Consider the following 25030-nt stretch of genomic DNA (forward strand, 5'->3'; position numbering starts at 1 on the left):
GGATGTTACTCATTTATTTAATTGCAGCACTTTACTATTTAGAAAGTGTTTTTCGAATAGTGTTTAGTGGCAAATTTTTAAGTTCAGGACTGTTTTATAGCTTATTATTTGTTGTGCCAGTAGGTGTGTTATGCTATTTGATTTGTACGGCTTTCAAAGAAGAAAAAAGGAATACGGTAGGTTGCACTTTATTAGGTGTGATTACTTTTGTTTTTATATCACAGTTCATTTACTATAAGATTTTTAGGATGTTTTATACCTTATATTCAGCATCTAATGCAGGTCAGGTTTTTGAATTCTGGGAAATTATCATGATTAAATTAAAGAATGATATAGGACCAATCTCATTAATGCTTGTACCATTTGTATTATTACTTATTGTTAAAAAGTGGATTAAACCATTTAAAGTAGTAAAGGCTAAAGAAAGATTTGCTTTAGGAGGTATAGCAATACTAGCACAATTGATTGCTGTAGGTTTCCTTCATTTAGGAGCGAAGGATGCTTATTCTCCTTATGATTTATATTATCAGCATCATTATCCTATTATTGCAGCAGAAAAACTTGGCCTTATGACGACTTTAAGATTAGATGCTAAGCGTACTTTATTTGACTGGAACCCAGGTCTAACAGAAAGCAATCAAGAAGTTGTCCTGCTTTCACAAGCACCTGATGATGATATGGATTTTCCAGATAGTAGCGTACCAGCTATGAGCGAAAATGTAGAAGAAAATGTTGATTATAATGAGTTAGATATTGATTTTGATAAACTTATTGCAGAAGCAGATTCAGAAGAGATGAAAGCTATGCATACTTACTTTAAAAACGTAAAGCCTACAGCTAAAAATGAATATACGGGGAAATACAAAGGTTATAATTTGATTACGATTACAGCGGAAGGCTTCTCACCTTATGCTATCAGAGAAGATTTAACACCAACACTTTATAAGCTTTCCAAAGAAGGCTATCAGTTTACAAATTTCTATACGCCATTATGGGAATTAAGTACTTCAGATGGTGAATATGCTCTATGTACAGGGCAAATTCCAAAGAGTGGTATATGGAGTATGGCAAGTTCTGGAGCTAACGCAATGCCATTTACTTTAGGAAATCAGCTTGCAAAGGAAGGCTATAAGACTATGGCGTTCCATGACCATGACTATGATTATTATGATAGAGATATTTCTCATCCTAACCTTGGCTATGATTATAGAGCTAAGGGAAAAGGGTTAGATATAGAAGAAGCTTGGCCAGAGTCTGATGTAGAAATGATGGATGAATCTGCAGCCGAGTATGTTCATGATGCACCTTTTCATACGTACTATATGACAGTAAGTGGTCATATGAATTATTCCTTCTCAGAAAATGACATGTCTAAGAAAAATGAGGATTTAGTCAAAGACTTAGACTTATCAGAGACAGCCAAAGCTTATTTAGCTTGTCAGATTGAATTAGATAGGGCTATAGAAAGTTTATTAAAGCAATTAGAAGAAGCTGGCGTATTAGACCATACTTTAATTGCAATTACACCAGATCATTATCCTTATGGTCTTAATAATGAGTATATTAGCGAACTAGCTGGTAAAACAGTAGATGAAGATTTTGGTATTTATAAAAGTACTTTTCTTCTTTATACACCTGGCATGACACCTACAGTAATCGATAAGCCTTGTTCTAGCCTAGATGTATTACCAACCTTATCTAACTTAATGGGCCTTGAGTATGATTCTAGATTATTTGTAGGAACAGATATTTTCTCTTCTTCAGAGCCATTAGTGATGCTTTATAGTCGTAACTTTATTACAGGTAAAGGGCGTTATAATGCCTTAACCAAGGAGTTTACCACAGCTATAGGTGCTGATGTAGATGAAGATTATGTAAGAGATATGATTGATACAGTAGATGCTAAGTTTTACTATTCAGCCAAGGTACTGGAAGAAAATTATTACGAAAAGATTTTATCAGCTATAAAAGAATAAGCATTGTATTTGACAATGTGATATAGTACAATGCAAACATAGTGATAAAAAAGAAAGGAGCTTATGTTATGAAACTTTTTGCTATCAAACAAGGATACACCCCAATGGCAAGTAGCAGTATGTCAAAAACAGGTATGTTACTGTGGGTTGGGGATACTATGCCTTTTTTTAGAAAAAAGTGATGACATTAAGCTTTTTTTAGGTAAGTAGCTCCAACTCTAAAGAGGTTTCTTCAAAAGAAGGACCTCTTTTATTGTGCAAAAAAGAAACCAATAAAACAGAGAAAAATAGGAGCGAAATATGAAACGTATACAAAGAAATATTTTTATTAATTATATTTATACTGGCATTAAGTGCATGGATATGACGAGTTCCATTTGGGTGTTATATTTAGCTTATAGAGGGATGAATTTAGCTGAGATTGGACTTTTAGAAGGCATATTTCATTTGACTAGTATGCTCTTCGAGATTCCAACAGGTGCTATAGCGGATTTATTAGGTAGAAAGAAAACAATTGTATTAAGTAGGATAAGTGCTTTAATAGCCACCCTTCTAATGATTAGTGCTAATGGTTTTTGGGGTTTTGCGATAAGCTTCATTTTTTCAGCCGTTTCTTTCAATTTAAGCTCAGGCTCAGAAGAAGCACTGGTTTATGATAGCTTAAAGCAACTTGGAAAAGAAGAACAGTATGTTAAAGTAAATGGTCGTTTGAATTTTATTATAGAAGTGACTCAAGGTATAGGTGCTTTTTTAGGCGCATTACTAGCTGAAAGATCATACCTGTTAAGCTATAGTATTGCTATTATTTTTACTATAGTGGCACTGTTATTAGCTTTAGGTTTTGAAGAAGCTCTTATTTATGAAAAAGAGGAAAAAGTTAGTTTTAGAGTGCACTTTAAGTTAACTATGCAGCTTATTAAAGCTAATATGGAACTAGCCTTTTTGCTAGTCTATTATCCAATCATTTTAGCGATTTCAGCTATTATTTATTTCTATGGACAGCAGTATTTTGCAGAACAAGGAGTGAGTAAAGTAGGTATTGCCATTATTTTCTTACTCAATAGTGTTTTAGCTGGAGGAGGGGCTTTGGCCTCTAATTACTTAGTTAAGAAATTAAGGCACCATACTACAACTATAGTAGCTTTACTCATAGCGGTATGTATGGTAGGCTTTTATTGGAGTGAGCAGTGGTTTAGTATATTGCTATTTTGCTTTATAGGTGGATTAACAGCTGTTTTACAACCGATTAGTAGTGGAGCTATGAACAAACTCATACCTTCAAAACAACGAGCTACTTTAATTTCAGTACAAAGCATGGCTTTTTCTATTATGATGATTTTATTTTTTCCACTATCAGGAGTAATAGGTGATTTAGTTGGATTGAAAGTGACCTTTGTTTTACTAGGACTTGTTTTAGTAATCTGTGTTGGTATTGGATATAAAATAAGTAAGTATTTCCTAAGTTATAAAGGTGATAAAACGTATGTGCGTATATAAAATGGGAAAGCTAAGAATAAGTGCCACTAGGCAATGAAGACGGAAATGGATGATGAAAATAAGGAGGAACAAACAGATGGTTATCAAAGTAGATTTTGATTATGATGCAGATTATATTTATTGTCCGGATGGTGTATCATTAGATATGGATACGCTTATTAGAAGGTTTAATAACTGGATTTATGATGAAAGTATTAATCATCCTTTTTGGATAGATGATACACATTGTGGCGTTTGTTATCGTGGTGATGCGATCGCTTATTGGCTGAACGAATGTGTCTTAGAGAAAAACGAAGATGTAGCTAAGGTAATAGAGCAAATGATAAAAGAAGATAAAGCCTATGATTACGCTATTATGTTATAAAGTAAGTTAAATTGAAAAGCCAAAAGGATAAAGGTCCTTTTGGCTTTTTGTTTTAAGCAGAATACTTGTCACAGTATTATTGCATTGATGAATATTTATATTTATAGTAAAATAATTATAAATATTTAAACTATTGGGTTGTAATACTAGCTCAATCGTTCTAATCTTCAATAAATGAAAGTGGGGAGAGTATATGTCTAAGGATACATCTATACGTGATTTTGGAATTGGAGTTGTACTAGTTATTATAGGGCTTTATAACATTTTTAAAAATACAACTATTGGAGTTATATGGATTAAGCAGTTATTTGGGTTCAATTTGCCAGGAGGAGCAGTAACGATTCCGTTATTAGTAGGTATTGCTATTATCTTTTTTAATCTTAAATCACCTATAGGTTGGATTATTACTGCTATTGGTGCTATTGTCATTATGATTCAAATCATACTTAGTTTAAATATTATTTTTCATGCAACCAGTTTGATAGATTATATCTTAATGTTTGGTGGTACTTTTGGCGGGTTAGGTTTAATAGCAAAGGCACTTCTTCGCCACTAAATAATGATAAAAATCCTCTAGCTTAATTTCTTTTGTTTGTCGTATAATAAGAAAAGATAGTAGGATAAGGAGGAAGAAAATTGGCAGAAGAAAGAGAATCTCGAATGAAATACATAGGACAGCTTGTAACCTTATTCGCATTAGAAATCCTTATGCTGTTATTTAGAATAGCAGTACCTATAGGTGCTACTATAGGTGGGTTACGCGGAGAATACCAATGGCTTATTAGTGAAGTCATTTATATGGTCATAGAAGGTTTCTTAATTATTATATTAGTCAATCATCTTATTTTTAAAAATGCTTATAAAGAAATGGGTATTATAAGTTTTAAAGAAAATATTTTTTCATTATTAAGCAATTTATGCTACCTAGGTATAGCAGCTGGTATTACTTATGCACTCAATTATATCTCAGGAGGAAAAAGTGCTTATAGTGTCACTTATATCATAACTCATGTTTTAATCTTTTTTGTAAGTACTGCTTTTTTACAAGAAGTGATTTATAGAGGATGCATCTTGAATGACTTTTTAAAGCTAACGGGAAGAAAAGCCTTTCTATCGATTTTAGGAGCTACTTTGCTTTTTATGTTGGTTCATGTGCCCCTTACCATGCTAGAAACTAATTTTGAAAGTTTATTTGCAGGTAATATAAGTCAGGTAGCCATGGTGTCATTTGGGATAGGTCTTTATTTAAGCTTACTTTATTATTGGACTAATAATTTATGGATTTGCATCATTATACATGGGACTTATAACTGTATTAATGTAGTAGCAGATGGCTTGTTACAACCTGTTTTCAAAGTTGTTTATATTTTGGGAGCGCTTATTTATCTTTTATATGCAGGTATTCATTATATGAAAGGTGAGGTAATAGAAGACGAAGAAGAAGATGATGATGATCTGGAACAAGTCGTAGAAGAATCGATAAGTAAGTTACCAGCTACTGAAGAAGCAGAGGGTGGTTTAGCATATCAGATGATACAAGGGATAGAAGAACTAGAAGAAAAAGAAGTAGAAACTGAGATTAGTAGTAAAACGACTAAGCTAGATGAAAAAGCTAGTTTTTCAGAGGATTTAAACAAGACAGCTATTATTCCTATGGAGGAACAAAATAAAGACTTGAGTGAAGCAGCTATTATGTCCTTAGCACATCAAAAAGAAGACTTAAGTAAAACAACTAGATTTCCTATAGAAAAGATAGAACAAGAAAGTAGCCAAGTAGATTTAAATCAAACAGCTATTATTAATTTAAAAGATTTAGAAGCTACAGAGGAGCAAGAAGATCTAAGTAAGACGGCTATTATTAAAGTTGCGGATTTAGAAGCTGCTGATAGCAATTCTAAGCCCGCGAAAAAAGTAGTAGACTCAAAAGAAGGGGTTGTAACGAAGTTTAAAGAAGAACCAAGCTATATGAATCACTTAGAACGTTCCTTAGGAGAATTTGAAAGCATTTATAAACAAATAACGCCAACTGATCCTCCTATAGATATCTTATCTTTCCAAGGGGAAAAGTTTAATGCCCTAGTGACCAATGGCATGCGTTATCTGCCTATGAATGTACCAGAGTATCTTAAAGGAAATGCTTATGCAGAGCTTGTTATGTTTATAGATAAAAGCTTTGATATTTCAGATGAGGGATTTTTAAAAGAAGAAAATAGTTGGTTACTACAAAGCCTAAGAGATTTAGCAATGTATCCAAGACTGACTAATAGCTATTTAGGCTGGGGACATGCAGTTGGAAATGGAGAAGAGAGAACGCCTTATTATAGCGGTAGTGATTTATGTGGTATGCTGATTTATCCACCTGTTGTTCAAGAGGATATGAAGTTTTATACCTTTAAAGAGGGAGAAAAAACAACTTACATTTATAATGTTATGCCTCTTTATACAGAAGAAATTGACTTTATATTAAAGCATTCTGGTGATGCTTATTTCGATCGCATTCGTGAATTAGGGATCTCACAGGTAATTAAGAAAAACAGGCCTAATGCTTGTTTAGAATAAAGTAGTGTAAAAAATAAGTTAGCTTGTTATTTAACAAGCTAACTTATTTTTACGTGAAGTCATTTTTGCAAGATAGAAAAAGTATTTGTTTCATTGCTAAATGTAAACACTAGCCTACCTTTTTATGAAAATCTTTTGGGGGAGTGACAAAATGATTAACTAATAAACCAATTATAATGCCAAATAAAGTTTCAATAATACGGTTTAAAGTATAGTGAACAGGTGCCTTATAGGCATTGGCTGTTGTTACAGCTAAAAACACAATACAAGCAATAGGGATGCATCCTTGTCGTTTAAGTAGGTTAAGAAGATAAATGATGGTGATAATACCTAATGCAATAATAAGGTAAGTACATAAAGTACCTAAGTAGGATATGGGAATCGTTTGTTTAACAAAGCGGCATACATAAAGAAAACATAGACCTATAGCACCTCCAAGTATTGTACCAAAACCACGAATAAAAGCCATCTTGCGAGAGTTGCTAGAAGTATCTTGCAAGCAGAAAATAGTAGTCATACAAGCAAAAAAAGGCTCAGCTGGAAAAAGTGATAAGCATAAAAAAACAGCTAATGCCGTTTTAGTTGTACGTAAACCAATCTTGGGTAAATCAGGTAATTGCATAAAAATAATCCTTTTCAATCTAGTTTAATTTAAATCATTATCAATAGAATTATGTTAACCTTAAGCGGCTTATTTTGTCAATATTGTATTTAGGGTTGAAAAATTAATTTGAATATTGTATATTTATTGTAAAAGTTTACAGAGTTTTGAGAAAATATAAAATCAACTGATAGGAGAGGGGACCTTGATGTTTGTAATAAAACAAATACAAAGAGAACAAGTAGGGCTTGTAGCTGAGATTATTAGGGAAGCCTATAAAGAACAAGCTAGATTGCTTGACATAACAAAGGAGAATTATCCTAGTTATGCAGGGTTTGAAAGTAAAACGGATATAGAAGAAGCACTTTCAAAGGGCTTCAAAGTTTGTTTGCTTTATGAGGAAAAGCAAGCGATAGGAACCATACGCTACTGGATAGATAGGAATAATAAAGAAAAAGGGTATATTAGTCGTCTGGCAGTGTTACCTACATTTTGTAATAAGGGAGGGGGCTCACTCCTATTGAAACATGCTGAAAATGCGTTATATGCTCGAGGTGTGAAGCGTATAGAAATTTGTTTTATTAAAGATTGTAAGGAATTTGAAACTTTTTATAAGGAGAGGGGCTATAAAGTAACGACCGACTTAATGGTAAATGTCTTGCCATATGGCGTAAGATATATGGAACTTAATAAAGTTACTAATTGTCTGGTTATGGATCAATGTTAGGTGTATTCATCCTAAAATAGTTGTATACTATAGAGGAAAGAAAGGGTGAGTGAGACATGAATTTAGACATTAACAAAGACTACGTCTTAAATACAGCTAAGGAAATATTAGCACTGCATAGTCCTAGCGGCTTTTGTTATGAAGTAATAGATCTTATTAAGCAAAAAGCAAAAGCGTTTGATTATGCCTTTGAAACAACCAGAAAAGGTTGTGGTATTATTACCATTCCAGGGAAAAGTAAAGAACAAGTGATTGGCTTATCTGCTCATGTAGATACTTTAGGGGCCATGGTACGTTCGATTACTAGTGCTGGCACTTTAAAGTTTACTTTAATTGGTGGACCTATTCCTGCTACTTTAGATAGTGAATACTGTCAGATACGTACTAGAGAAGGGAAAGTTTACACAGGGACCTTTTTAAGCACAAGTCCAGCTGCTCATGTTTATGAAGATAGCAAAAGTAAAGAACGTACACCAGAAAAAATGGAAATCCGTATTGATGAAGTAGTTCGTACAAAGGAAGATGTATTGGCCTTAGGTATTGAGTCAGGGGATTTTGTTTTTATTGAACCTAAAACAGTTATTACAGAAAGTGGCTTTATCAAATCACGTTTTATAGATGATAAAGGAAGTGTAGCAGCGCTCATGGGACTATTAGAGCTTTTACACCGAGAAAATATACAGCCACACTTTACAACTAAAATTTTTATTTCAGTTTATGAAGAAGTAGGACATGGTTCTAGTTATATTCCAGAAGATATTACAGAAATGATTGCAGTAGATATGGGGTGCATAGGGGAAGACTTGAATTGTAGTGAATATGATGTTTCTATTTGTGCAAAGGATTCAGGTGGACCCTACGACTATGAAATGACTACAAAATTAGTAGAACTAGCTAAAGCAAACAACTTAAAGTATGTAGTAGATATTTATCCTATGTATGGTTCTGATGTAGGTGCTGCCCTTCGTGGTGGCAATAATATAAGAGGTGCATTAATTGGACCTGGTGTGCATGCATCTCATGGGATGGAGCGTACCCATTATACAGCCCTAGAAAATACCATTAAACTGTTATATCTATACCTAACTCATTAATAGCAAGTAGTAGAATGTTGGCTAGGGAATAAGTAATAGCTATTTAAATCAATGATATGAGCCAAATTTAAAATACTAATGTAAGCGTCACAGTGCTACAAGCCTGTGACGCTTTTTTAGATGGAGCATGCATTTCATACCCCAAAAACTTCAACTTAATAGGCCGAAAAAGTAACTTAATGGGTAAGTTATTGCTGAATGAGCTACTGTTACCTATAGTCATAGTATAAAGATCATAAAAGGGAAGGGGAAATAAGATGTACTGTATAGAAGTGAATCATTTAGTTAAACAGTTTGGAGAGGTTAAAGCTGTAGATGATATTAGTTTTAAAGTAGAACAAGGGGAACTCTTTGGATTTCTTGGTATTAATGGGGCCGGAAAATCTACTACGATTAATATGCTTTGCACGCTTTTAAAAAAAACATCGGGAGATGTTTATATTAGTGGGTTAAGTTTAGGAAGGGAAGATAAGCGTATTAGACATAAAATAGGAGTTGTCTTTCAAGGAAATACTTTAGATGAACGCTTAACAATCCGTCAAAACTTATATACAAGAGCTTATTTGTATGAAAGCAATGGGGAAAAGGTTAAAGCTAATATTAATAAGGTATGTGATATTTTTGATATTGGTGAACTGTTAAATAAAAGCTTTAAAGAACTTTCGGGAGGACAAAAGAGACGTTGTGAAATTGCAAGAGCTTTATTGAATGAACCGGATATTTTGTTTTTAGATGAACCAACTACGGGACTTGATCCTCATACAAGAAAGGTTGTATGGGAGCTTATTGAGGACTTACAGAAAACAAGGGGAATGACAGTCTTTTTAACGACTCATTATATGGAGGAAGCTGTAAGAGCTCATCATGTAGCAGTCATGGATGCCGGTAAAATAGTAGCTTTTGATACACCACAGCAGCTTAAAGAAAAGTATGCTAGTGACCAGTTGAAATTAGTACCCAATCACAAAACAGAGATACTTAACTACTTAAAGGCAGGTCATTTTGCTTTTGAAGAAGAAGGAGCACGTATTAATGTAGAATTACCTAATAGCTTAAGTGCTATAGAAGTACTCCAGGATTTAAAACAGTTTATGACAAGCTTTGAAATGGTTCAAGGCACTATGGAAGATGCATTTTTGAATATTACAGGAAAATGTTTGAGGGAGGCATAGAAGTGAAAATATTAGGTGTATTAGTGAAACGTCATATGTTAATGTATTTAAAAGACAAGCAGAATGTTTTTTTCTCTTTTTTATCCATGCTTATTATTTTAGCATTAAATACCGTTTTTTTAGGAGATGTCAATATTAAATATCTTCAAGAGTTCGCCAATATAGAAAAAGCCAAAGCACTCTATGTAACTAATAGTTGGTTAATGGCAGGAATTATGATTGTTAATGCTGTTATGATCAGCTGCACTATGCTAGGCATTATGATAAAAGATGAAGAAGACCATAAATTGCAAGGTTTTTTAGTAGCCCCTATTAGTCGTTTTAAATTAGTATTAAGCTATATTATTGCAGCCACTATTACAGCCTTTGCTTTTGGAATAGCCACCTTTATATTCTCTCAGTTTTATATTTTAGGAGTAGGAGGAAGCCTATTAAGCCCTTTGAGGATGTTAGCAGTTATGGGAGTGATGTTAGTCAACATTGTTTCTAGTGTGGCTATGTTATTTTGCATCACATCTTTTGTTCATACGATGAATAGTTATGGGGCTTTAACAACAACTTTAGGAACTTTAATAGGGTTTGTCTCAGCTATTTACTTGCCTATGGGAAGTCTGCCAGAGAGTGTGCAAAGTGTACTAAAGGGCTTTCCTATTTTATATGGCACTGCTATGATGAGAGAACTTTATACTACCCCAGCTATCAATACTGTATTTGAAGGAGCCCCTACAGAAGCTATTTCACTTTATAAAGAATATATGGGTGTTAGTATAACTTGGGGAGATACACAAATGAGTAATGGTATGAGTTTACTTATTTTATTAGGAAGTGCTATAATATTCACAATATTAGCAGGAGTGATTGCTAAAAAAAGAAGAATTTCCGATCGATAATGAATAAAGGGGAAAGGTATGAAAATTATTATTGAGGATGTAGTAGAGGGAGAAGAGGAAGCCATTATTATTAGATGTCATGAATTAGATGAAGCTTTGTTACAGACCATTTATGGCATTAAAATGCAACATCAAAAAATAGTAGGTTTTGATAAAGGGATCATTCATATGATTATTCCTAACGAGATTTATTATTTTGAAGCAGTTGATAATAAAATATTTATTTACTGTAAGGAAAAGGTCTATGAATCTAAACTAAAGCTTTATGAAATTGAAAATATGTATGCACATACAGACTTTTTTAGAGCTTCTAAATCTATTATTTTAAATTTAACTAAGATTAAGCATTTAAGTCCTGCCTTTAATGGAAGGTTTGAAGCTTTATTAGATAATGACGAAAAAGTTATTATCTCTAGGCAGTTTGTACCAGAACTAAAAAGGAAATTAGGGTTATAGGGGGAGCTTATGAAGGAAGAAATAAGACGGATTATGAATCAATTTTTTATTATTACCACTGGTACTGTGGGTGGAGCAACTTTGTTCACAGCATTTTTTTATGCTGAAAAAGATATATCTCCAAGTATTTTGTGGCAAATATTAGTCCTTTCATTCCTAACTGCATGCATGAATATTATTTTTCACTCTGCTAAGGAGTTAACGAAGAAACAAATGATATTTAGGCAAGGCGTACATTTTATAGTCATATTCATTATTTTAATGGTAGGAGGCCTTAGTTTTGAATGGGTTGAAGGAAAGGATATCAAACAAATCATAACGTTTAGTTTGATTATAGTAGCGGTATATGTTTTTGTTTGCACAATTGTGTACCTTAATGATAGAAAAACAACTGACAGGCTCAATGAGAAGCTAAAAGTTTATAGAGATAAAAAACAGCAGGAGGAGTAACGTTTATGAGGCATGCTACTGGGCGGAAATGAGAGGATAAGGACTACCTTCCGGAATTCCACTCCGTATTTTTTGAAGCACTAGGCTCATTTTTTTGATGAACGTGTGAAAACTCATTTCATTCAAACACTCACACTAAAACCCATCAAAAAAGTTCACCAAGTGCTTCTAAAAAATACTACGAAGTCATTCCTACAGGCAGCCCTTATCCTCTTATTTCTTACAAGCGTTATTAAGCTCATAAACGTTCATGCTCCTAAACGAGAAGAGCAGAAAAGAGAGATCAACAGTCATGCATAAAGCTACTGGCTTGATGTATCTTCCAAAAAAACAAAGCTTAGTTATTTTATTGATAGTAGTTAAAGACAACAAAAATAGCTCTTCAAGCAGTATCACTACTTGAAGAGCTATTTTTGACTCCAGACTCTTGAAATGAACTTTCACAGCTAGCTAAATAGACCTTAAGCAAGGCGCAAAATGGCTCCTCAGCACGTATGCGTTATTGCTTAGTGCCTACTAAGACTAGCTATGAAAGTTAAACCAATGAGTGAGGAGCTCCTAAAAGTCTCGGCCGGTGCACCCTAGGCTAGGAAGCTAAGACCTTAAGACTCTAGTTTAAAACTTTGTTTATCTATTTGTTTTTACACTTATGTATATGTATTCAAGAAGCCGAATCCCTAATAAAAAATGACGCATTGTTATTATTTTTTTGCACGCCTCGATTAGGGTCTTGAACGTTTATAATGTTTATATTTATTTTCTCTCAGATGTAATTCTCATAAATATCAAGGCAAATTTCTCTTTGTATGGCTGTCAGCTTTATTTTAAGGAAAAAGCATATCGGTAGGTCATGCACTGCTTAATACGTGCTTTCATTTTTAAATGGTAAATGCAATTACCATTGCTAAATAAGACCATTTTGAGTTACGTTTAAGCAACAGGTATATTACGCCATATAATAGGGCAAATGTCATAACGCCAATACCTGTATAAATGCTGCCTTTACTTAGAATGTGGACTGCTCCCCATGTGCAGCACAGTACTAGACCACCCCACGGAATTTGAGTTTTCTTTTGTAGTAAAGATTCAGCGAATTTCTGCCCAAATGCTACAATCAGATAAACCAAAACGACTTCAAAGAAATAGTACATGTACTGAAATATGAACAAGAGTAGTCCCTTTTTTTGAAATTCACCAATGATTTTTAATATACCCCAATCAAAGGCGTTTAGCACAATACAAGCAATAACTAGGACAGCACTTATTACCTGTCCATTTCTTGTGGGTTTTGAATCTGATAATACGTCGAAATCCAAACTCTTTTTAGAACTACGAATGATCAAAGTTGCAGTTACGCCCCAACATAGCATAGTGAGTAACCAATGAATAATAGTTTGTGCTGGTGTATAATTGCTAGTACTAATGCCACCGAACATCATAGGTTCGATCAAACTAATTAAAACTATTTCTAATCCTAATCCACCAAAAGCATATAGTGCATACCACAAGTAATCCCAAGTAGAAATTTTATTTTTCATTGAATAAACCTCCTCGTTATTGAATTTTATGTATATATTATAATATTAGAAATTATATAAAATTACTAAATTTAAGTGAGATATAGATGAGAATAATATTAAAGAATATCACAATTTCTTAACAACCATAGACGAGAAGCCATAAAATCATTATGATATATAGGGGAAGTATAAAAAGAGGAGGGCAAAATGAAGTCACATTCCAGTGAAAACGATTTAGTTTTAAAAGTATTAGATAAAAGCTACATAAAGCAAATTATGAATTTGCAAAGTGAGATTGTAAAACATATAGGAAATCCTGAACTATTTGCGGTGTCAAAGCAAGAAGAGTTCGAAGAAGCTATAGAAGAAAAAGGCTGTATTCTAGGTTATGTAACAGCTGATCATCAGCTTATTGCCATGGGAGCCTATTTAAATTTTGGTTATGATGAGAGAAATTATGGTTATGATATTGATTTAACAGCTGAAGCATTACTGAAGGTAGGACAAATAGAAGCGACAGTAGTTGCAGAAGCTTATAGAGGGTTAGGCTTACAAAGAAAGCTATGTACCGCTTTAGAAGAAGAAGCACGCAAACGAGGAAATGAACTTTTATGTGCTACAGCATCACCTTTAAATGAATATAGTGTAGCTAATTTCTTAAAATTAGGTTATACCATCGAAAAGGAAAAGCTAAAATACGGTGGACTTAGAAGATATGTACTGGTGAAAGCCCTATAAAGCGAAAAGGACTAAATGGCTATTACACTTAGTCCTTGGGAGAGAGTGATTCTATTTAAAAAAATAAATGTCACTAGATAAATCAGTATTATTTTACCATATTTGTAATTGGTAATTATATAGAGTAATTAACGGTTTTTTACTAAAAAAATTATTCAAATTGTCACATATAACTATTAAGGAAGTATTAAGATTACTCAGATATACTACAGATATAAATAAAAACAGTTGATAGATGATAGCAAGGAGGACGAGTATGTTATTTTCAAGTACTATTTTCTTATTTGTTTTCTTGCCTGTTGTACTCTTGTTATATTATGGAGTAACCAAAAAGCAAAACAGTAGGAATCTATTATTACTTATTTCAAGTTTGATTTTTTATGCTTGGGGCGAACCTAAGTTTGTATTAGTCATGCTCCTTTGTATAGGTGCTAACTATGTATTTGGATATTTTATTGATAAGTACCGCGGGCAGCAAAGTAAGACGACCCCTATTTTAGTAGGAATGTTAGTTTTTAACTTGAGTATTTTAGGGATTTTTAAATATGCAGGCTTTATTGTAGAAAATCTAAATAATCTTGCACATACGACTTTCCCAGTACCTAAAATTGCACTCCCTATAGGTATTTCATTCTTTACTTTCCAAAGTATTTCTTATGTGATTGATGTTTACCGTGAGAAAGGGAAAGCACTTAAAAACCCACTAGATGTAGGACTTTATGTGGCGCTTTTTCCACAGCTTATTGCAGGACCAATCGTTAGATATGAAACAATTGCTAACGAGATTCATGGAAGAAAAGAAACAGAATCTGATTTTGCATCAGGTATTGTAAGATTTATTATTGGGTTAAGTAAGAAGGTTTTACTAGCCAATCAATTTGCACTGATAGCAGATAAGGTTTATAACACGGGTGCAGGTAATATTAGTGTGGCCTTTGCTTGGCTAGGGGCTATTGCTTACATGCTACAAATTTACTTTGACTTTTCAGGGTACTCAGATATGGCCATTGGGTTAGGAAGAATGTTTGGTTTCCACTTTAATGAGAACTTTAATTTACCTTATACAGCGAAATCTGTATCAGACTTCTGGAGAAGATGGCATATCTCTTTAAGTACTTGGTTTAGAGATTATGTTTATTTCCCTATGGGAGGTAGCCGTGTTAATAGTAAGTTAAAACTAGGTAGAAATCTTTTGATTGTATGGCTTTTAACAGGTATATGGCATGGAGCAAACTGGACCTTTATTGTATGGGGCTTATATTTCGGTGTGATTTTAATCATTGAGAAATTTACAGGTTTAGATAAATGGATGGAGAAAAGTAAGGTTATTGGACATCTTTATACCTTATTACTCGTAATCATTAGCTGGGTATTATTTAGAGCAGCTAATATTGGAGAAGCTATTAACTTCATTAAAGCTATGTTTGGTATGGGAAATGGTATTTTAGTAGGTGATTTAGCAAGCTTTTATATCAGTGAAAGCGTTATGCTTCTTGTTATAGGAGTTATTGCTTCAATGCCCGTAGCTAAATGGATGAAGAAGCTTTATGTACAAGAAAACCAAATCATTCAGCAGTGTAATCGTGTATTAGCTATGAGTGTACTTGGTATACTTTTCTTCGTAGCAGTAGCGTATTTAGTAAAAGGAACCTATAATCCTTTTATTTACTTTAATTTTTAAGGAGGAAGCAAAATGAAAAAAGTGACATTACAAAGAGTTGGCATTTGCTTATTTTGCGTAACTCTTATTGGAGGGGGCATTTTAACAATAGGCCCCAATATCAAAAGTATTGCGAAACAAACTTTATCAGGTATGAAAAATGGCTATGCAGAAAAAGCTACTATAGAGGGACTTTTAAAAGGCACCATAGGAGGCATAGAAGCCGGTATATCTGATTCAGTTTTTGGAAAAGAAGCTTATATTAACTTATATGGCTTATCTGAGCGCCTTTTAGGGAAACATTATATTAGAGATACAAATCTAGTACAAAGTGTTATTAAAGATAATAACGGGCAATTACAATTTGCAACTAACAAGGTAGATACAACACCTTATGCAGAAGAAATAGGACAAGTTAATGAATTATTAAAAGAAAAAAATGTACCTTTTATATATGTTCAAACACCATTAAAGGTGATAGAGGGGTATACACAGCTTCCAGCATCAGTAATAGACTATGCAGAAATCAATACGGACACCTTTAAAGAACAGCTAGAAGAAAAAGATGTGGATGTATTAGACCTAAGGGAAAATGTTAAATCAGCAGGCTTAGATTATAGTACACTTTTTTATAATACAGATCACCACTGGCGTACGCAGACAGCTTTTTGGGCTGTAGGAGAAGTTGTTCAGTATTTAAAAGAAAGTACAGGAATTAACCTAGATCCAAATCATTACTATACAGATAGCAGTAATTATGAAGAAACCTTTTATAAACAAAACTTTTTAGGTTCACAAGGAAGAAGAGTAGGTAAGTACTATGGCGGATTAGATGACTATACCTTAATGACACCTAACTTTGATACGAGCTATGAGGTAAAGATTACTAAAACAAATGGGTCTACAGTAGCAGAAGGAACCTTTGAAGAAGCTATCATTAAGAAAAATTTACTCAATGCGACTAGTGTATTTACGAATCGTTATGCTTCTTATTTTGGCGGAGACTTCCCAGAGGTGGCTATTAAAAATAAAAATGCAGAAAATGACTTTAAAGTGCTTATTGTAAAAGATTCTTTTGCACTACCTTTTTCAGCCTTTTTCTCAACCATGGTAAGTGAAACGAGAATGTTAGATACAAGATACTATGAGGGTGAAGTAACAGATTATATTAATAGCTACAATCCCGATTTAGTGCTATATGTGTATAAATCTATTAATACACAAAAATAAGTTCAGTAAGTAGGAGATTATAAGAACCATGCAAACAAAGAATATTTTTCGTCAAACGAGAAGAAGAATTGTAGTAACAAGTCTGGAGATTGTTATAGGGGTTCTTATAATCTTTGCTATTGTCACTAGCAGCATTTTTGATAGAAATCTTTATCGAAGTATAGATCAACAATTACTCACTCATAAAAATATGACAATCAATGATATAAAGGTTATCTTAAAAGAAGATCAGGTAACGGAAGTGGTTATGCCAGTTCCACTTGCACAAAATCTCATTAGCTTTGTGTGGAAACAAGATGTTTTGATAAAAGGGAGTCCTCACCCTTATGTAGGTTCCAATCCATACCCACAGTTTCCAGCAGGCTCACAAGATAAGATAGTAACCCTTAAGGATGATGGACATACCTATAGAGGCATTACCTTTTCTACGCAAGATTTGAGAGTAGAATTACTTTTAAATGTAGATACAGAAGTCATGAAAGCAAAAGAACTACGTTTAGCTTTGTTAATGGCTGGAGGGATTGTTATTTTTATTGTACTAGGGCTTGGGTACTATTTAGCAACTATTACTTTAAAGCCACTTAAAAGAGCTTATGATAAACAAGTGATGTTTATTCAACATGCTTCTCATGAAATGAGGACACCGCTAGCGATTATGAAAGGAAGACTTGAGTTATTAGCGAGACATAACAATGAAACGATAGAGGCACATTTCGAAGAGCTCTCACAGATGATGGAGGAACTCAGAGGACTAGAAAAGTTAAATAGTGATTTATTTTTGATGTCAAAGGAAGATGTAGGCGGTAAACTGGAGCTATCAACATTTGAAGTAAACACCTTTCTGAAGGGGATTTACAGCTTTTATGAAGATTATGGTGAATTGCAAGAAAAGAAACTACATTTTACGGAGACAGGGCAGCCGATACAAGTTTATTGGGATCAGATAAAGGTGAAAAGGTGTGTCAGCATACTCATTGAAAATGCCTTGAAATATACTCAGGCTGGAGATGAAATTCATTTAAGTGTGATACCTAAAAGTGATAAAAGTCTTCAGATTGTTGTAAGCGATACAGGAATAGGAATAAAAAAAGAAGAACTCCCTCATATCTTTGAACGCTTTTATCGAAGTGGTGAAGTAAGGGCAGCAGGCATTGAAGGAAGTGGCATCGGCTTAAGTTTATTAGAATCTTTAGCTTATACCATGGGCATCAAATTAAAAGTAGAGTCTATTTATGAAAAAGGCACAACGTTTAAATTAGATATACCTATCAAGATGAAATAAAATAATAACCCCAAGTATACAAGAAGCAAGGTGCCAATTGTTTACTTGGGGTTATTATGATGAATCAGTTTATTTGAAAGCTTTACTTCATAGGAAGAATCACTAAGAAAGTAGTAGGACCTTCTAAGGTACTTTGTACTTCAATGCTACCTGCATGTTGGGTAACAATAGATTTAGCAATAGATAAGCCTAGTCCATACCCGCCAGTTTCGCGGGCCCTAGAAGGGTCTACACGGTAAAAGCGCTCAAAGATTTTATTGTGATGTTCTACAGGAATACCAGGGCCTGTATTAGTTACAGAAAAAACAAGTTTGTTTTTCGAAGCATCACGCCTCAGAGAAAAGTAAATATCACCAGCTTCATTGGCATTCTTAATGGCATTATCCAGTAAAATAATGGCTAGTTGTTTTAAACGATTTTCATCTCCATAAACAAGAAGGTCAGGTGTGATATCCATATGAAAATGCTTATTAGATTCAAAGATAATAGACTCAAAAGGTAAGCAAACATTAGTAAAAGCTTCACTGATATTAAATTCAGATTGATGGAGAAGCGCTTCATCATCATCCACTTTAGCTAAATAAAGTAGGTCATTAACAAGTTTAGTCATACGTTCTGTTTCAGTTTTAATGTAGTGGAGCCATTTACTTTGATTTTCTACGTAGTCAAAAGGATTACTGAGAACAACATCTGTATTAGTAGCAATGACAGTAAGGGGTGTTTTGAGCTCATGAGAAGCATCTGCCACAAACTGCTTTTGCTTTTCCCAAGCTTTAGCAACAGGCTTAATGGCCCATTGTGCTAAGTAAAGCGTAATGACAAAAAGAAGGGTAAAGCTTAAAAAGCCAATAAGTAAACAGATCATGAGGAGACGATTTAAGGTGTTTAATTCCTGGCTGCGATCAGAGAAAACAATAACCTTACCGGTATCTGTCATTTGTTTTAAAAATCGTACTTCTGTTGAGTTAACAAGAATAATACCTTCCATAGTATCTTGTGCTTCTGCTAGTTCCACGAAAGTAGGAATTTGTGCTAGTTGCTCTTGAGATTCAAAAGGCGGCACGATTTGAATGACTTCATCGCTACTTGAAATGCGTACAAGAAAGCTATCATCTCCTAAACGAGGCATTTCAGGTTTAGGCCGATAATTAGGATCTTGAAACATAGGAGGTTCATGACGAAAAGAAAATTGATCAGCTTTTGCTAGATTGCGCATGTTATTAAGAGAAGAATTTTTTTCACTTTGTGCCATGAAAAAATAAATGCCGCTAAAAATAACAAGCAATACCACTGCAATAAGCGACATCGTAATGAGTAAAAAGCGAGCTTTTAGTTTCTTAAGCATTTATTCACCTCCTAAACGATAGCCGACACCACGAACTGTTTGAATACCTACCTTTGAATGAATATGAGAAAGTTTTTTGCGAAGAAAAGAAATATAAACCTCTACATGATTATATTCAGCTTCTGAATCAAAGCCCCATATTTTTTCAAGTAGTTCTTCTTTGCTTACAATATGTTGGCCATGGCGAATAAGAAACTCTAAGATGCGAAATTCTTTGAGTCCTAAACGAATGGTTTTACTTCCACAGCTGAGTTCATAAGTAGAAAGGTTTAATGAAATATCTTCAAAATGAAGCGTATCGTCACAAATAAGTTCACCACGTCTTCTACCGAGTGCTCTTATACGTGCTAAAAGTTCATCAGTAGCAAAGGGTTTGGTGAGATAATCATCAGCACCATGGTCAAGGCCCTTAACCCTATCAGATACTTCATCTTTGGCAGTAAGTAAAATAACAGGTGTTTGAATCTTTTGTTCTCTAAGTTGTTTAAGGACTTCTAAACCATTTAATTTAGGGAGCATAATATCTAGTATAATGACATCATAGATACCTGTTAAAGCATGATCAAGGCCAGTAATACCATCATAAGCTGCTAAGGCTGTATATTTGTTTTTTTGTAAAATCTGAACTAAGGCTTCTGCTAAGCGGACCTCATCTTCTATAACTAATAGATTCATAATCTGTAAGCTCCTTTCGTCTGTATCCATATTAGAATAGATGATTTCATTTTATTTATGATAACATAGTAACCTTAAATGATTCTTAAATGCAACCTATCAAATATAATTCTCATTTTATTTTTAGTAAAGGTAGAAAAAAGGAAGATTTAGGTTGATTTATATAACAAGCTAGCCGATATAGTGTATAATAAAAGAGGACATCTCATAAAATATAAAAATCTATTATGAATGATACGATAACGAGGATTCTATGAATAAGATTAAAACAATAACCATAGTACTTATAATAAGTATGTTATTTCCCTTATTACTTTACGGGGAAATTCAAAAACCAGTCGCTCAATTTGCTTTAGGCAAAACAACTTATCAAGAGGGTGAACCTATAGAGGTAATTGAATCGAGCTATAGTCCTAGTGGACTAAAGATTGTTAAAAAGGAATGGAAAATCATTATTGATGGTAAACAAAAAACAAGTAGTAATGCCAAAAGTTTGATGAATAATATAAAACAAGGAGAATATACGCTTTACTTAAGAGTTAAAGATGTCAATGGTGTGTGGAGTGACTTTATAGGAAAGAAAGTAAAAATCACAGCACCAAGGCCATTTATACTAAAAACCTTTACAACAGAAAAAAGTACATATGCAATAGGTGAAAAAATACAATTCATATATGAGTATGATAATCCCAATGACATTAATTTAAAAAGTCAAAGGTGGCGATATAGAAACTTAACCACAAATGGTTATTTAACCTCTGGGAAACCTAATTATTTGAAAAAGCCAGGTAAATATGAGATTACTTTAGAAATGCAGGATGAATGGGGGCATTGGTCAAATAAGAAAACTTGCTATATTACCATTGGGCAAGAAGAGATAGTGAGAAATGGTTATTATCTTTTCAATAAGGGCAGACAGGGTGATTTAATAGAAGGCTATATTGACAAGGATTACAATACCTTTGATGAAGCCTTAAAGGTAGAAGTGCAGGATATACCAGGGACCTTAATCATGAGTAACTCACCAGAAAGTGTTCCTTCGAGTGGTATTCTTTATAGAGATACAAGTAGTGGCAAAGGGATTATGACAGTTCATCATAAGAATGCAACTGGATTACCCAAAAAGCTAGTCATTTTAGCGACTTCGAAAGAAACAACGGACCTTACTTTGACCATTAGCAATGAAGCTATCTTAGGACCTCATAGCAATATTTTAAAAACAGGGCAAAGCTCAGTTAATCAGTATTTTAAAGGAAAAGCTAATAAAGATTATGTACTTAAACCAGGTGAGACTGTATGTGTTTATGATAGCGGGGCGAAGAAAGCTTGGGAAAATGGAGAAATTATTTCTGGTTTATTTGATTTTAATAGTACAGGTAAAGTCACTTGGACTGTTGTGATCATGGATGAAAAGTCAGATTTAAGCAATGTTTCTAAGCTTCAAGTATTACCAAGAGATAATCATGTAAGAGGTACTTTCAATATTATTGAGAGAAAGTATGTCGTAGATGTAAGTGGCATCAAAGATCCAACGAAGCTTGTGGTAGGCAGAGAAAAAGAAGAATGGTTAGAAGGCGTAGATGCTTTAACAGGAGAGACTATTAGAAATCAAGGGAATTATGGTTTACCTATTACCATTGAAGTTAAAAATACAGAGGATATAGGTGTTATTTTAAATGCCAGAGGAGGCGCTTATTTAGGTGCAGTTAAATGGAATAAAACAAAAGTGTTTAACGTACCAGACGAAGAGATTCTAAGTTCTAAAAAGTTAGCCGCCCTTATTGGAAAAATTCCACAAGGCGAAGGTGCAGAAATAGTATACACATTGCCAAATGGTTCTTCAGCACCTGTATTATTTGGCTTTATTCCAAGTTCACTTTGGAAATAAGAGGAGGAGACAACAATGAAGTTACTTTTAATTATTGATGTACAAGGTGGTTTTATCAATGAAAACACCAAGCAAATTCCAGAAGATATTATAAAACATGTTAAGAATTACGACTATGATTTAATTATAGCAACGCGTTTTATCAATAAGGTTGATTCTTTATATCAAACAGAATTAAATATGAAGGAAATGACCATGCTTAGTCCAAAAACCAAGTTAGTGGAGGGCATAGGAGAATTAGCAGATATTGTGATTATGAAATCTACTTATACAGCTTTAACAGAAGATGTCAAAAAGCTTTTAAAGAAAAATGAGTTAAAGCAGGTGTATATTGCTGGACTCAATATGGAAGGTAGCATCATGGCTACAGCTTTTAATTTATTTGATAGGGATATTAAGCCCATCATATTATCTCAGCTTTGTGGCTCAGTAAAAGGTGAGTCAATGAAGCAAAGTACATTAGAGATTTTATCACATAACATAGGAAAAGATAATATTCTTTAAAAGGACCATGAAGGGGTAAGATAAGAAAGAGAGGGAACTATTAATCTGCAATGCCCTCTCTCTTTTTATTGTAATTCAACTAAATGTTTAAAATAGCGTCTAGGCATATAAGCATTACGTCTTTTGATATTAATACGCTCAGGAATAGTAGTAGAAGTATAGTAAGCTTTAAAGAGTTTTTCAAATGGATCATCTATTTGTGTCCTTAGAAGTACCTCGGCCTCATGAGGCGTAAGCTGTTGGATAAAGATTTCCTTTTGGTTATAAACAATCACTTCTGAGCGCTTTACATCGTGAATCATAAAGCATTGATCAGAAAAGCGCTTTTCAAAATGCTCTATTAATAAAGGTAAAATATGATGGTCAGGTTCAATCTGAGCATAAAATAGCATAGGACGTATTTCTTTAAAGCGAACAAAACCAACATAGCGATGGGCTTCAAAGCGGACGTGTTTTACAGCCAGATCCATAGCACGAATAATGTCATTGTTTTTGGCTAAATTGATCCTGTCTGTATAACGATAGCAGAGTTTAAGGTAGTTTAAGATAAGCGTTTCAACGCCTTCTTCTTCACTTAAGTAGGCACAATAAACATTTTCTAAAGTAGAAGTAGAAAGCTTATCATGAATGCTAGTATAAACCCGATCAGCTTTTTCAGCTTCCGTTACAATAGTTTTGGGAGAAGTAAAAAAAGAAGGAGCATAAAGCTGAGATTTATAAATATGGACTTCTTCACGTTCTCCATAACCATAAAAAATGGCAGTTAGTAAGCCATCAAAGGTGCCATCATATAAATAATCAATCATAAAGACCTCCTAAAAATAATCATTATAATTCACCAGTTAAAGCTGTGGGCGTATCAGATAGTAAAATATGCTGTTTGATACCGACTGTTTTAGGTAGTAAAAGAGCTGAGGTAGGTGATGTGATCATTTTATCTGGCGGTGGTGTTTGGAAGTTAAATAAACTGAGCTGCTCATAAGGTGCTGTTTCATCATAATAAGCATCTTGAGGAATTAATAGTCGTTTAATCTTATCTTCCTGCATATCCACCTTGCCATAATATTTAGTGTTACAAGTAATAAAGTACTGAGCCCTTTTAAGAACAATCCCCAATTTGCGTAAGTCTTCATAATGCAGAGGTGCAATACGCCTACTACTCATAATTTTTTGTGCACCACGAATGCCAATACCAGGAACTCGTAATAGCATTTGATAAGGCGCACTATTAATCTCTACAGGAAACTGTTCTAAATGATTAAGGGCCCAAGAGGTTTTAGGATCTAGGTGAGTATCAAATTGAGGATGTGCTTCGTCTAATAGCTCCGTCGCCTTAAAACCATAAAGTCTAAGTAACCAATCTCCTTGATAAAGCCTATGTTCTCTAAGTGTAGGTGGCTGGGTTAGTTCTGGTAAGTTCTTTCCCTTATTAACCGGTGTATAAGCCGAATAGTAAACTCTTTTTAAACCATATTTATTATAAAGCTTCTCACTTAGATTTAATATATTATAATCTGTATCTGGAGTAGCGCCGATAATAAGCTGGGTACTTTGACCACCAGGGACATAAAGAGGAGCTTTGCGAGACTTTTTACGTTCTTCTAGATGAATTAAGCTATTTTGATGTATATCATGCATTGGTTTAAAAATAGCTTCTTTTTTCTTGTCTGGGGCTAAAAGTTTTAAAGAATCGGCAGAAGGTAACTCGATATTAACACTCATACGGTCCACATGAAGGCCGGCCTCGTGAATTAACTCATCACTAGCGCCAGGAATAGCTTTTAAGTGAATATAACCGCCGAAGTGGTGTTCGGTGCGAAGCTTTTTAACAATGCTAGTGAGCATTTCCATAGTATGATTAGCATCTTTGATAATAGCGGAGCTTAAAAAAAGTCCTTCTATATAATTACGTCTATAAAAATTAATAGTAAGAGATACCACCTCCTCTACTGTAAAGGCTGCTCTACGTACATTATTAGAACGCTTATTAATGCAATAAGCACAGTCGTAAATACAATAATTGGTTAATAGAATTTTAAGAAGGGAGATACAGCGGCCATCAGGGGTATAACTATGGCAAATGCCGGCAGCTTCTGTAGAACCGAGTTGTCCTTTTTTAGGAGAACGATTAGAGCCAGAAGAGGAGCAAGAGACATCATATTTTGCTGCATCAGATAGGATTTCTAATTTTTCTTTAATATCCATGATTTCACCTTACCTTTAAAATTAAATCGAACATTTGTTCTATTATATCCCAAGATAAGCAAATAAACAAGGGGCCAGTGAAATAAGTAAGAGGAGGAGGTATAGATTGGTCTTAGTGGGTAAAAATAAGGTTATAGCATAATTGTAGATAATTAACCTTATACGATTAAATAAGGGATATTTTGACATGAATTTTT

Annotated in this window: 23 protein-coding genes; 17 read left to right on the forward strand and 6 right to left on the reverse strand. The window is 33.9% G+C overall.

From position 1 onward, the window contains the following. Nucleotides 1-2 precede the first annotated feature (2 nt). The 5 genes from QTL86_RS01460 to QTL86_RS01480 all read left to right on the forward strand — a co-directional run bounded on the left by QTL86_RS01460 (nucleotide 3) and on the right by QTL86_RS01480 (nucleotide 6396). Complete coding sequence (locus QTL86_RS01460) at nucleotides 3-1976, forward strand: LTA synthase family protein (protein WP_410496293.1); 1974 nt, start codon at nucleotides 3-5, stop codon at nucleotides 1974-1976. Nucleotides 1977-2276: 300 nt separating this feature from the next. After that, nucleotides 2277-3473, forward strand: a complete 1197-nt coding sequence (locus tag QTL86_RS01465) for an MFS transporter (protein ID WP_410496294.1) — start codon at nucleotides 2277-2279, stop codon at nucleotides 3471-3473. A 76-nt stretch (nucleotides 3474-3549) separates the two neighbouring features. Next, nucleotides 3550-3837 (forward strand): hypothetical protein, encoded by a 288-nt coding sequence (locus tag QTL86_RS01470; RefSeq protein WP_410496295.1) that lies wholly within the window; start codon nucleotides 3550-3552, stop codon nucleotides 3835-3837. A gap of 193 nt (nucleotides 3838-4030) precedes the next feature. Then, nucleotides 4031-4393, forward strand: a complete 363-nt coding sequence (locus tag QTL86_RS01475; protein WP_410496296.1) for a hypothetical protein — start codon at nucleotides 4031-4033, stop codon at nucleotides 4391-4393. Nucleotides 4394-4473: 80 nt separating this feature from the next. Further along, a complete protein-coding gene (locus tag QTL86_RS01480; protein WP_410496297.1) occupies nucleotides 4474-6396 on the forward strand; it encodes a suppressor of fused domain protein in 1923 nt (640 codons plus the stop codon). Between the two features lie 109 nt (nucleotides 6397-6505). On the opposite strand, the gene QTL86_RS01485 is transcribed toward QTL86_RS01480, so the two are convergent. Beyond that, nucleotides 6506-7018, reverse strand: coding sequence for an FUSC family protein (locus QTL86_RS01485; protein ID WP_013658052.1), 513 nt, complete (start codon nucleotides 7016-7018; stop codon nucleotides 6506-6508). 187 nt (nucleotides 7019-7205) lie between these two features. Between QTL86_RS01485 and QTL86_RS01490 the strand changes: the two genes are divergently transcribed. The 6 genes from QTL86_RS01490 (at nucleotide 7206) to QTL86_RS01515 (ending at nucleotide 11786) form a co-directional block, all read left to right on the forward strand. Beyond that, nucleotides 7206-7724 carry a GNAT family N-acetyltransferase gene (locus QTL86_RS01490; protein WP_127067407.1) on the forward strand — a complete coding sequence of 173 codons (519 nt, stop codon included), beginning with the start codon at nucleotides 7206-7208 and terminating at the stop codon, nucleotides 7722-7724. Nucleotides 7725-7780: 56 nt separating this feature from the next. After that, nucleotides 7781-8818: a M42 family metallopeptidase gene (locus QTL86_RS01495; RefSeq protein ID WP_013658050.1), complete on the forward strand. Its 1038-nt coding sequence runs from the start codon at nucleotides 7781-7783 to the stop codon at nucleotides 8816-8818. A 257-nt stretch (nucleotides 8819-9075) separates the two neighbouring features. Beyond that, on the forward strand, nucleotides 9076-9990 hold the full coding sequence (locus QTL86_RS01500) for an ATP-binding cassette domain-containing protein (RefSeq protein WP_127067406.1): 915 nt from the start codon (nucleotides 9076-9078) through the stop codon (nucleotides 9988-9990). Nucleotides 9991-9992: 2 nt separating this feature from the next. Beyond that, nucleotides 9993-10880, forward strand: coding sequence for an ABC transporter permease (locus QTL86_RS01505; protein ID WP_190283390.1), 888 nt, complete (start codon nucleotides 9993-9995; stop codon nucleotides 10878-10880). Between the two features lie 18 nt (nucleotides 10881-10898). Beyond that, nucleotides 10899-11336, forward strand: coding sequence for a LytTR family DNA-binding domain-containing protein (locus tag QTL86_RS01510; protein ID WP_127067404.1), 438 nt, complete (start codon nucleotides 10899-10901; stop codon nucleotides 11334-11336). Between the two features lie 9 nt (nucleotides 11337-11345). After that, entirely contained in the window at nucleotides 11346-11786 is a 441-nt protein-coding gene (locus QTL86_RS01515; RefSeq protein ID WP_127067403.1) for a DUF3021 domain-containing protein, read from the forward strand. 878 nt (nucleotides 11787-12664) lie between these two features. Here QTL86_RS01515 and QTL86_RS01520 read toward each other — a convergent pair. After that, complete coding sequence (locus QTL86_RS01520; protein WP_410496298.1) at nucleotides 12665-13324, reverse strand: hypothetical protein; 660 nt, start codon at nucleotides 13322-13324, stop codon at nucleotides 12665-12667. A 189-nt stretch (nucleotides 13325-13513) separates the two neighbouring features. Between QTL86_RS01520 and QTL86_RS01525 the strand changes: the two genes are divergently transcribed. The 4 genes from QTL86_RS01525 (at nucleotide 13514) to QTL86_RS01540 (ending at nucleotide 18216) form a co-directional block, all read left to right on the forward strand. Then, a complete protein-coding gene (locus tag QTL86_RS01525) occupies nucleotides 13514-14044 on the forward strand; it encodes a GNAT family N-acetyltransferase (protein ID WP_127067401.1) in 531 nt (176 codons plus the stop codon). A gap of 256 nt (nucleotides 14045-14300) precedes the next feature. Further along, on the forward strand, nucleotides 14301-15725 hold the full coding sequence (locus tag QTL86_RS01530; RefSeq protein ID WP_410496299.1) for an MBOAT family O-acyltransferase: 1425 nt from the start codon (nucleotides 14301-14303) through the stop codon (nucleotides 15723-15725). 12 nt (nucleotides 15726-15737) lie between these two features. Then, nucleotides 15738-16934 carry an alginate O-acetyltransferase AlgX-related protein gene (locus QTL86_RS01535; RefSeq protein WP_013658042.1) on the forward strand — a complete coding sequence of 399 codons (1197 nt, stop codon included), beginning with the start codon at nucleotides 15738-15740 and terminating at the stop codon, nucleotides 16932-16934. Between the two features lie 28 nt (nucleotides 16935-16962). Beyond that, on the forward strand, nucleotides 16963-18216 hold the full coding sequence (locus tag QTL86_RS01540) for a sensor histidine kinase (protein ID WP_013658041.1): 1254 nt from the start codon (nucleotides 16963-16965) through the stop codon (nucleotides 18214-18216). 82 nt (nucleotides 18217-18298) lie between these two features. Here QTL86_RS01540 and QTL86_RS01545 read toward each other — a convergent pair whose 3' ends face one another. Continuing rightward, nucleotides 18299-19561: a sensor histidine kinase gene (locus QTL86_RS01545; RefSeq protein ID WP_013658040.1), complete on the reverse strand. Its 1263-nt coding sequence runs from the start codon at nucleotides 19559-19561 to the stop codon at nucleotides 18299-18301. Then, on the reverse strand, nucleotides 19562-20236 hold the full coding sequence (locus QTL86_RS01550; RefSeq protein ID WP_127067398.1) for a response regulator transcription factor: 675 nt from the start codon (nucleotides 20234-20236) through the stop codon (nucleotides 19562-19564). Between the two features lie 253 nt (nucleotides 20237-20489). Between QTL86_RS01550 and QTL86_RS01555 the strand changes: the two genes are divergently transcribed. Together QTL86_RS01555 and QTL86_RS01560 are read left to right on the forward strand one after the other, a co-directional pair. Then, the gene (locus QTL86_RS01555; RefSeq protein ID WP_013658038.1) at nucleotides 20490-22124 is read left to right on the forward strand and encodes a Two component regulator three Y domain-containing protein; all 1635 of its coding nucleotides are present in this window, start codon (nucleotides 20490-20492) and stop codon (nucleotides 22122-22124) included. Between the two features lie 15 nt (nucleotides 22125-22139). Then, a complete protein-coding gene (locus tag QTL86_RS01560) occupies nucleotides 22140-22628 on the forward strand; it encodes an isochorismatase family protein (RefSeq protein ID WP_013658037.1) in 489 nt (162 codons plus the stop codon). A gap of 65 nt (nucleotides 22629-22693) precedes the next feature. Here the strand turns inward: QTL86_RS01560 and QTL86_RS01565 are convergent, their stop codons facing one another. Together QTL86_RS01565 and QTL86_RS01570 are read right to left on the reverse strand one after the other, a co-directional pair. Next, on the reverse strand, nucleotides 22694-23434 hold the full coding sequence (locus tag QTL86_RS01565) for a TIGR03915 family putative DNA repair protein (protein ID WP_013658036.1): 741 nt from the start codon (nucleotides 23432-23434) through the stop codon (nucleotides 22694-22696). A gap of 22 nt (nucleotides 23435-23456) precedes the next feature. Next, entirely contained in the window at nucleotides 23457-24833 is a 1377-nt protein-coding gene (locus QTL86_RS01570) for a putative DNA modification/repair radical SAM protein (RefSeq protein ID WP_013658035.1), read from the reverse strand. Nucleotides 24834-25030 lie beyond the last annotated feature (197 nt).

The organism is Cellulosilyticum sp. ST5, assembly GCF_046529625.1.
In the GTDB taxonomy this organism is placed as follows: domain Bacteria; phylum Bacillota; class Clostridia; order Lachnospirales; family Cellulosilyticaceae; genus Cellulosilyticum; species Cellulosilyticum lentocellum.

Coding starts and splice junctions, on each gene's coding strand:
- QTL86_RS01460 (WP_410496293.1), top strand. CDS start 3: ATGTTACTCATTTATTTAATTGCAGCACTTTACTATTTAGAAAGTGTT.
- QTL86_RS01465 (WP_410496294.1), top strand. CDS start 2,277: ATGAAACGTATACAAAGAAATATTTTTATTAATTATATTTATACTGGC.
- QTL86_RS01470 (WP_410496295.1), top strand. CDS start 3,550: ATGGTTATCAAAGTAGATTTTGATTATGATGCAGATTATATTTATTGT.
- QTL86_RS01475 (WP_410496296.1), top strand. CDS start 4,031: ATGTCTAAGGATACATCTATACGTGATTTTGGAATTGGAGTTGTACTA.
- QTL86_RS01485 (WP_013658052.1), bottom strand. CDS start 7,018: ATGCAATTACCTGATTTACCCAAGATTGGTTTACGTACAACTAAAACG.
- QTL86_RS01490 (WP_127067407.1), top strand. CDS start 7,206: ATGTTTGTAATAAAACAAATACAAAGAGAACAAGTAGGGCTTGTAGCT.
- QTL86_RS01495 (WP_013658050.1), top strand. CDS start 7,781: ATGAATTTAGACATTAACAAAGACTACGTCTTAAATACAGCTAAGGAA.
- QTL86_RS01500 (WP_127067406.1), top strand. CDS start 9,076: ATGTACTGTATAGAAGTGAATCATTTAGTTAAACAGTTTGGAGAGGTT.
- QTL86_RS01510 (WP_127067404.1), top strand. CDS start 10,899: ATGAAAATTATTATTGAGGATGTAGTAGAGGGAGAAGAGGAAGCCATT.
- QTL86_RS01515 (WP_127067403.1), top strand. CDS start 11,346: ATGAAGGAAGAAATAAGACGGATTATGAATCAATTTTTTATTATTACC.
- QTL86_RS01520 (WP_410496298.1), bottom strand. CDS start 13,324: ATGAAAAATAAAATTTCTACTTGGGATTACTTGTGGTATGCACTATAT.
- QTL86_RS01525 (WP_127067401.1), top strand. CDS start 13,514: ATGAAGTCACATTCCAGTGAAAACGATTTAGTTTTAAAAGTATTAGAT.
- QTL86_RS01530 (WP_410496299.1), top strand. CDS start 14,301: ATGTTATTTTCAAGTACTATTTTCTTATTTGTTTTCTTGCCTGTTGTA.
- QTL86_RS01535 (WP_013658042.1), top strand. CDS start 15,738: ATGAAAAAAGTGACATTACAAAGAGTTGGCATTTGCTTATTTTGCGTA.
- QTL86_RS01540 (WP_013658041.1), top strand. CDS start 16,963: ATGCAAACAAAGAATATTTTTCGTCAAACGAGAAGAAGAATTGTAGTA.
- QTL86_RS01545 (WP_013658040.1), bottom strand. CDS start 19,561: ATGCTTAAGAAACTAAAAGCTCGCTTTTTACTCATTACGATGTCGCTT.
- QTL86_RS01550 (WP_127067398.1), bottom strand. CDS start 20,236: ATGAATCTATTAGTTATAGAAGATGAGGTCCGCTTAGCAGAAGCCTTA.
- QTL86_RS01555 (WP_013658038.1), top strand. CDS start 20,490: ATGAATAAGATTAAAACAATAACCATAGTACTTATAATAAGTATGTTA.
- QTL86_RS01560 (WP_013658037.1), top strand. CDS start 22,140: ATGAAGTTACTTTTAATTATTGATGTACAAGGTGGTTTTATCAATGAA.
- QTL86_RS01565 (WP_013658036.1), bottom strand. CDS start 23,434: ATGATTGATTATTTATATGATGGCACCTTTGATGGCTTACTAACTGCC.
- QTL86_RS01570 (WP_013658035.1), bottom strand. CDS start 24,833: ATGGATATTAAAGAAAAATTAGAAATCCTATCTGATGCAGCAAAATAT.